This is a genomic window from uncultured Anaerotruncus sp. (genome assembly GCF_902490045.1).
In the GTDB taxonomy this organism is placed as follows: Bacteria; Bacillota; Clostridia; order Oscillospirales; family Ruminococcaceae; genus Anaerotruncus.
Map to the genome: position 1 here is coordinate 1 of NZ_CABUCJ010000145.1, position 5,448 is coordinate 5,448.

General features: G+C 65.6%; 6 protein-coding genes. All 6 read left to right on the plus strand.

Features of this window, described 5'->3' with window-relative positions:
* Positions 1–177 precede the first annotated feature (177 nt).
* The 6 genes from RDM88_RS11560 to RDM88_RS11585 all read left to right on the plus strand — a co-directional run bounded on the left by RDM88_RS11560 (position 178) and on the right by RDM88_RS11585 (position 5,430).
* On the plus strand, positions 178–399 hold the full coding sequence (locus tag RDM88_RS11560; RefSeq protein WP_308754985.1) for a DUF951 domain-containing protein: 222 nt from the start codon (positions 178–180) through the stop codon (positions 397–399).
* A 47-nt stretch (positions 400–446) separates the two neighbouring features.
* Entirely contained in the window at positions 447–1,523 is a 1,077-nt protein-coding gene (prfA, locus tag RDM88_RS11565; protein WP_308754986.1) for a peptide chain release factor 1, read from the plus strand.
* A gap of 21 nt (positions 1,524–1,544) precedes the next feature.
* Positions 1,545–2,573, plus strand: a complete 1,029-nt coding sequence (locus tag RDM88_RS11570; protein WP_308754987.1) for an L-threonylcarbamoyladenylate synthase — start codon at positions 1,545–1,547, stop codon at positions 2,571–2,573.
* Positions 2,574–2,590: 17 nt separating this feature from the next.
* Complete coding sequence (gene coaE / locus RDM88_RS11575) at positions 2,591–3,349, plus strand: dephospho-CoA kinase (RefSeq protein ID WP_308754988.1); 759 nt, start codon at positions 2,591–2,593, stop codon at positions 3,347–3,349.
* Between the two features lie 67 nt (positions 3,350–3,416).
* Positions 3,417–3,938 carry a lytic transglycosylase domain-containing protein gene (locus RDM88_RS11580; RefSeq protein WP_308754989.1) on the plus strand — a complete coding sequence of 174 codons (522 nt, stop codon included), beginning with the start codon at positions 3,417–3,419 and terminating at the stop codon, positions 3,936–3,938.
* Positions 3,939–4,020: 82 nt separating this feature from the next.
* On the plus strand, positions 4,021–5,430 hold the full coding sequence (locus RDM88_RS11585) for an aminopeptidase (RefSeq protein WP_308754990.1): 1,410 nt from the start codon (positions 4,021–4,023) through the stop codon (positions 5,428–5,430).
* Positions 5,431–5,448: the final 18 nt, after the last annotated feature.

A 5,448-nucleotide genomic window follows, 5' to 3' on the forward strand; every position in this document is an offset into this window, starting at 1 on the left:
GGGACCCGGCAATCTCCCCCGCTCGATGAGCGGGATATCTAAAACCGCCATCGGTCGACTGCCGGCCCCTGGGCGGAAAAAAGGAAAATTCACAACTCGCGCCTTGCGTTAGAAATAGTTCTTCTGTATAATAATAGATTGTAGTATTCCAAGGAAACGTGTCGGGAGGCGGAGAGAATGGATATCCAGATCGGCGACGTGCTCATTATGAAAAAGCCGCACCCTTGCGGGGAAAACCGGTTCACGGTGGGGCGCGTGGGAATGGATTTCCGCATCCGCTGCGTCGGCTGCGGGCGCGAGGTGATGGTGCCGCGCGCCAAGGTGGAAAAGAACATCAAAAAGGTCCTGCGCGGCGAGGTCGAACTCGGGCGGGAGGAACTCAAAACCCGGCATTTGTAGCTGCTTTCCCCATCCGCGGAAAAGAGAAAGATACGGGAGGAAACGGCATGTTTGACAAACTGGATTCGGTCGCGGCACGCTTCGAGGAGCTCGGGATGCGCCTGATGGAACCGAACGTGACGAGCGACCCGGCGAGGTATACCGAGCTGATGAAGGAATACCGGAGGCTGGAGCCGATCGTTGAAAAATACCGCGAATACAAGTCCGCCAAGGAGGCCTTCGACGAGGCGAAGGAGATGCTCGACGAGGGGGGCCTCGACCCCGAGATGCGCGCGCTCGCGCAGGAGCAGTACGACGAGAATCGCGAGGTGATCGAGTCCGCGGCGCAGGAGCTGAAAATCCTGCTGCTGCCGCGCGACCCGAACGACGACAAAAACGTCATCGTGGAAATCCGCGGCGGCGCGGGCGGCGAGGAGGCGGCCCTCTTCGCGGGGGTGCTCTGCCGCATGTATACGATGTACGCCGAGTCGCGCGGCTGGCAGTGCGAGGTGCTCGGCGCCAACGAGACCGAGCTGGGCGGCTACAAGGAAATCAGCTTTTCGATCGGCGGGGAGGGCGCCTACTCCCGGCTCAAATATGAAAGCGGCGTCCACCGGGTGCAGCGGGTTCCCGAGACGGAGACGCAGGGCCGCATCCACACCTCGACGGTCACCGTCGCGGTGCTGCCCGAGGCGGAGGAGGTCGACTTCGAGCTGGATCCCGGGGATTTGCAGATCGACGTGTTCCGCTCGTCGGGCGCGGGCGGCCAGCATGTCAACAAGACCTCCTCGGCCATCCGCGTGACCCACCTGCCCACCGGCATGGTGGTCGAGTGCCAGGACGAGCGCAGCCAGTACAAGAACAAGGATAAGGCGCTGAAGGTCCTGCGCTCCCGCCTGCTGGACATCAAGGTGCGGGAGCAGAACGACCAGATCGCCTCCGAACGCCGCGCGCAGGTGGGCACGGGGGACCGGTCGGAGCGCATCCGCACCTACAACTACCCGCAGGGTCGGGTGACCGACCACCGCATCGGGCTGACCCTCTACAAGCTCGACGCGATCCTCAACGGCGCGCTCGACGAGCTGCTCGACGCGCTGATGACCCACGACCAGGCGCAGAAGCTGCAGGCCGCGCAGGAGGAATGAACCGATTTTGGAGATGAAACCTTGCAGACGAAACTTCTGAAAATTACCGATATCACGCGGGACTCCGCGGCCCTCGACGAGGCGGCCGCGCTGCTGAGGGCGGGAAAGCTCGTCGCGATCCCCACGGAGACGGTCTACGGGCTGGCGGCGAACGCCCTCGACCCGGCCGCGGCAAAGGCGATCTACGCCGCCAAGGGCCGTCCGAGCGACAACCCGCTCATTGTGCACGTCTCCTCCCCAAAGGAGGTCGCGCCGCTCGTGCGCGTGCTGCCCGCCGCGTTCGAGCGGCTTGCCGAGCGGTTCTGGCCGGGCCCGATGACGGTCATCCTGCCGAAGTCGGACCGCGTTCCCCGTGAGACTTCGGGGGGGCTCGACACGGTGGCGGTCCGCATGCCCGCCCACCCGGTGGCACGGGAGCTTATCCGCCGCGCGGGAGTCCCGCTCGCGGCGCCGTCGGCGAACCTCTCCGGCTCGCCCAGCCCCACCTGCGCGCGGCACTGCGTCGACGACTTGACCGGCCGCGTGGACGCGATCGTCGACGGCGGGGCGTGCGACGTGGGGGTGGAATCGACCGTGCTCACGCTGTGCACCGATCCGCCGCGGGTGCTCCGCCCGGGAGCGGTGACGCTCGAAATGCTGCGGGAGGTGCTGCCGGACGCCGAATACGATCCCGGCGTCTTCGAGCATCTGCCCGACGACCGCAAGGTGGCCTCCCCCGGCATGAAGTACAGGCACTATTCCCCCAAGGCGCGGGTCGTGCTCGTGCGCGGGAGCCTCGGGCAGTTCAAGCGGTTCATCGCGGCGCAGAAGCACGCGTTCGGCATCCTCTGCTTCGAGGGGGAGGAAGGGCAGTTCACGCAGAAATGCATCACCTACGGCGCGGAAAGCGATCCAGCGTCCCAGGCGCACCGGCTGTTCGACGCGCTGCGGGAGGTGGACCGCGACGGGCTGGCGCTCGTATACACCAGGGTATCTGACGACGAAGGAATCGGACAGGCAGTGTACAACCGGCTGCTGCGCGCGGCCGGGTTCGACGAGGTTCTACTATAGGGAAGGCGGGAAACGTTTTGAAAAGTCAGAATACCATGATCATCGGCCTGACGGGGCAGACGGGCGCGGGCAAATCCACCCTGAGCGGGATGTTCGCCGGCCGCGGCGTGCCGGTCATCAACGCGGACGCGGTGGCGCGGGAGACGATGGAGAACAGCCGGGCCTGCCTGATGGATCTCGTGCTGGAATTCTCCACCGAGGTCATCCACCCCGACGCGACCCTCAATCGGGAAAAGCTGGCGGAAATCTGCTTTTCCGACCGCGCGAAATTAAAACGCCTCAATGAGATCACCTACCCATACATTATCGCCGCGATCATGCGTAAAATAGAGGAGATCAGCGCGTCGGGCGCGCCGATGCTGCTGCTCGACGCGCCGACCCTCTTCGAGTCGGGGCTCGACAAAAAATGCGACCGGATCGTGGCCGTGACCGCCGATCGGGAGGTCCGCCTGCGCCGCATCATCGCGCGGGACGCGATGACCGGGGAGGCGGCCGAGCGCCGCGTGAACGCGCAGAACCGCGACGGGTTCTATACCTCCCGCGCGGACGATATACTGACCAATGACGGGGACCAAGACGAGCTGCGCCTCGCCTTCGCGGAGCTCTACGCCCGCCTGGAAAGGCTGGCGGCGGACGGTGCGGGGCGCCGCGCGCGCGCCGCGGAGCCGGAGCCCGCGCCCGAAGAGGCGCCGGAACCCGGCGCGGAGACGGCGGCGGACGGCGGGGAGGACCCTGACGACGGCGGCTTTGAGGAGCTGACCGGGACGGACGAATGATCGGAGGGGAGCGGACATCAGACGCGCTGTCAAACTGGGCTTTGAACTGCTGCTGCTCCTGCTGGCGGTGTGGGGGGCGGCAAGCCTCGCGAAATACGGCTTCGACCGCTACTACCACGGCGCCTACCCGATGAAATACACCGAACTGATCGACGCGGCCTGCGGGGAAAAGGGCCTCGACCGCGCGCTCGTCTACGCCGTGGTGCGCACCGAGAGCGGCTTCGACCCGCGGGCGCGGTCGAACGTCGGGGCGCAGGGGCTCATGCAGCTCATGCCCGACGCGTTCGACTGGGTGCAGATGCGCAAGGGGGGCGGCGAAGCCCCGAAGGGGGAGGACTGCTTCGACCCGGCGGTCAACATCGAATACGGCACGTCGATGCTGCGCATCCTGCTCGACGAGTTCGGCACGGTGGAAAACGCGCTATGCGCCTACCACGCGGGCTGGGGCAGCGCCAAGCAGTGGCTGGGCGACCCCGCCCACGCGCCCGACGGCGAGCACATCACCGACATCCCCTTCGACGACACCCGCGCCTATGTGGCGAAGGTGAAAAAGACGATGGAAATCTACCGGAGACTCTATGATCTGTAAAGACGGCCGCCGCGCGTCTTCGCGCCCGGCGGCCGGTTTTTACGGCGGCAATAGAAATCACACTACAGGAGGACTTACAGCCATGGATAAAGAGAACAAGAGCGCGGGCGAGCTGCTCCAGGAAAAGCTCTGCATCAACCGCAAGAACATCGGCATGACCGCGACCGACGAGGAGGAAGCGGCGGCACAGGCGTTCTGCGAGCCGTACAAGCGGTTCCTCGACGCCTGCAAGACCGAGCGCGAGGCGGTCGCCTACATCGTCGCCAGGGCGCGGGAGGCGGGCTACAGGCCCTTCGACCCCAAGGAGGTCTACCTGCCGGGCGACCGTGTCTACTACAACAACCGCGGCAAGGCGGTCATCCTCTCGACGATCGGCACCCGCCCGATGTCCGACGGGGTGCGCATCATGGCCAGCCACATCGATTCCCCCCGCCTCGACCTCAAGCCCAACCCGCTCTATGAGGAGGCGCAGCTCGCCCTCTTCAAGACCCACTACTACGGCGGCATCAAAAAGTACCAGTGGGGCGCGATCCCGCTGGCGCTGCACGGCGTCGTCGTCAAGAAAAACGGCGAGACGGTCACCTGCGCGATCGGCGAGGCGGAGGACGACCCCGTCTTCACCGTGACCGACCTGCTGCCCCACCTGGCACAGGAGCAGATGAAGCGCCCGCTCTCCGAGGGGCTCAAGGGGGAGGAGCTCAACGTGCTCGTCGGATGCCGCCCGTTTAAGGACGACAAGGTGAGCGAGAAGGTCAAGCTCAACATCATCCGCCTGCTCAACGAGAAGTACGGCATCGTCGAGGAGGACTTCCTCTCCGCCGAGCTGACCGCCGTGCCGCAGTTCAAAGCCCGCGACGTCGGACTCGACCGCTCGATGATCGGCTCCTACGGCCACGACGACCGCGTCTGCGCCTACACCTCGCTGATGGCCGAGCTCGAGGCCGAAAGCCCAGCGTACACGACCGTCACCGTCTTCACCGACAAGGAGGAGACCGGCTCGGACGGCAACACCGGCCTCAATTCCAACTACCTGAAATACTTCATCAAGGACCTCGCCGGCATGCACGGGCTTTCGGGCCGCGAGGTGCTCTCGAAATCCACCTGCCTGTCGGCGGATGTGAACGCGGCGTTCGACCCGACCTTCGGCGACACGCTGGAGAAACGCAACTGCGCCTATCTGAACCGGGGCGTCGTCGTGACCCAGTACACCGGCGCGCGCGGCAAGAGCGGCACGAGCCAGGCGTCCGCCGAGTTCATGGCCGAAATCCGCAACCTGCTCGACGACGCGAAGGTCGCCTGGCAGACGGGCGAGCTCGGCAGGGTGGATTTGGGCGGCGGCGGCACCGTCGCGATGTATATCGCGGCGCTCAACGTCGACGTCGTCGACGTTGGCGTGCCGGTGCTTTCGATGCACGCCCCCTTCGAGGTCGTCTCCAAGCAGGATGTCTATCAGACCTACCGCGCCTTCCGGGCGTATGTCGCCGCGAAATAGCGGGCGCCCGCTCCCGCC

Coding starts and splice junctions, on each gene's coding strand:
- RDM88_RS11560 (WP_308754985.1), top strand. CDS start 178: ATGGATATCCAGATCGGCGACGTGCTCATTATGAAAAAGCCGCACCCT.
- prfA (WP_308754986.1), top strand. CDS start 447: ATGTTTGACAAACTGGATTCGGTCGCGGCACGCTTCGAGGAGCTCGGG.
- RDM88_RS11585 (WP_308754990.1), top strand. CDS start 4,021: ATGGATAAAGAGAACAAGAGCGCGGGCGAGCTGCTCCAGGAAAAGCTC.